At 60.2% G+C, this 1514-nt stretch carries 2 protein-coding genes; one reads left to right on the top strand and one right to left on the bottom strand.

The genetic code is table 11. From position 1 onward, the window contains the following. Positions 1-115: GMP synthase (glutamine-hydrolyzing) (locus tag ACXJKR_RS32235; protein WP_457326324.1), on the top strand; the 115-nt coding region annotated here is incomplete at its 5' end. Between the two features lie 108 nt (positions 116-223). Here ACXJKR_RS32235 and ACXJKR_RS32230 read toward each other — a convergent pair. After that, complete coding sequence (locus ACXJKR_RS32230; RefSeq protein ID WP_056197904.1) at positions 224-1249, bottom strand: GGDEF domain-containing response regulator; 1026 nt, start codon at positions 1247-1249, stop codon at positions 224-226. Positions 1250-1514: the final 265 nt, after the last annotated feature.

The following is a 1514-nucleotide window of genomic DNA, read 5'->3' as shown; positions in this document are numbered from 1 at the left end:
GCCCTACGCGCTGTTGAAAAAGACGAGCGGTCGCATCATCAACGAGGTGCGCGGTATCAACCGCGTGACCTACGACGTCAGCTCCAAGCCGCCCGCGACGATCGAGTGGGAATGATTCAAAGGCCAACGTCACCTGGCGCCACTGCACGGGCGGCGCGGCGGTGGCGTGGGGCGCGACTTGGTAGTCATTCGGCCAGGCGAGCTGCTCAAAGGCCAACCTAATTCAAAGGCTCATCAGCTCGCTGGAGGTGCAGTCCCGACCGCGTTCCTTCGAAAGATAGAGCGCATCATCAGCGCGCTCGAGCACGCAGTCCAACGTCTCATCCGGGCGAGCTTGCGCGACACCCGCGGAGAAGGTGAAGGAGATGCCCGCGGTCGGCCCCATGGTGCTGCGCACGCGTTCAAGTGCCGTGCATGCGTCAGCCAACTCCGTGCCCGGCAGCAGAAGCAAGAACTCTTCACCGCCGACTCGCCCGAGAGATTGGCCGGATCGCAAGTGGGTGCGAATGTGCTCGCAGAAATGACGCAGCACTGCATCTCCGCCGGCGTGGCCGTGTGTGTCGTTGACTTTCTTGAAGTGATCCAGATCCAGCAACGCCACGCAGACGGGATGCGAATGCCGGCGTGGGTCCGCGAGAGCGCTAGCGGCAAGCTTCAAAATATGGCGCCGGTTCGGGACACCTGTCAGTTCATCAGTAAATGCTGCCTGGACCGCAAGTTCGTGTGCATGCGCCAGTTCGGCTGCCATGCGCTGGTTGGCCCGTAGCAACCGCTCGAGGTCATCCTTCTCGTCGCGCAGCGACTTGCGCTGCAGGTACAGCGCTACGAAGGCTGCCACCTTGCTCTGCATCACAAGCGGCGGAACGGGCTTCATCAGAAAGTCAACCGCACCAGTTTCATAGCCCTGAAACGTTCGCTCGGTGTCGATGCTGGCCCCGGTCAAAAAAATGATGGGCACCTCATTTGTGCGTTCATCGCCGCGCATTGCCGCGGCGAGCTCGAAACCATCTACGCCAGGCATGTTGACGTCGATCAACGCCAAGGCGAACTCATATTGACGCAGTAACTCCAACGCCACCGCTGCCGACAGCGCAGATACAACCTCAACGCCTGGCCGATCCAAGATTAGCTTGGTTGTTACCAAGCTGTCAGGATGGTCATCGACATGAAGAACGAAGGCGATGTCGCGGGTAGGCAGCGCTAACTCCCGAAAACTGTGCCTTTGCACGTTAGCAAGAGCCAGAGCCAACGATGTTGCTCAGGATAAGAATTTTTCAATGCGTTACTGATGGGCGCGAATTGCTATCTGCTGGCCAGCAGATGCGATGCTTGAAACGTTCCGTAAAAGAACCCCGTAGCGGGGTTCCTGCCACGATTTCTCGGGGCGCAGCCCCTACAAACGCGCGCTGACCGTGGTGCATGGGCCCGCGGCAATCAACGCAGTTTGAAGGACCTGATGACCGCTACGCACGACCCGCATCCCGCCCTCGCCCGGCGCTCCCTGCTTGCAGGCC

This window comes from Roseateles sp. P5_E11, from assembly GCF_054049355.1.
Note: the sequence above shows the minus strand (reverse complement) of the source record. Positions and strands in the feature narration are given on the sequence as shown.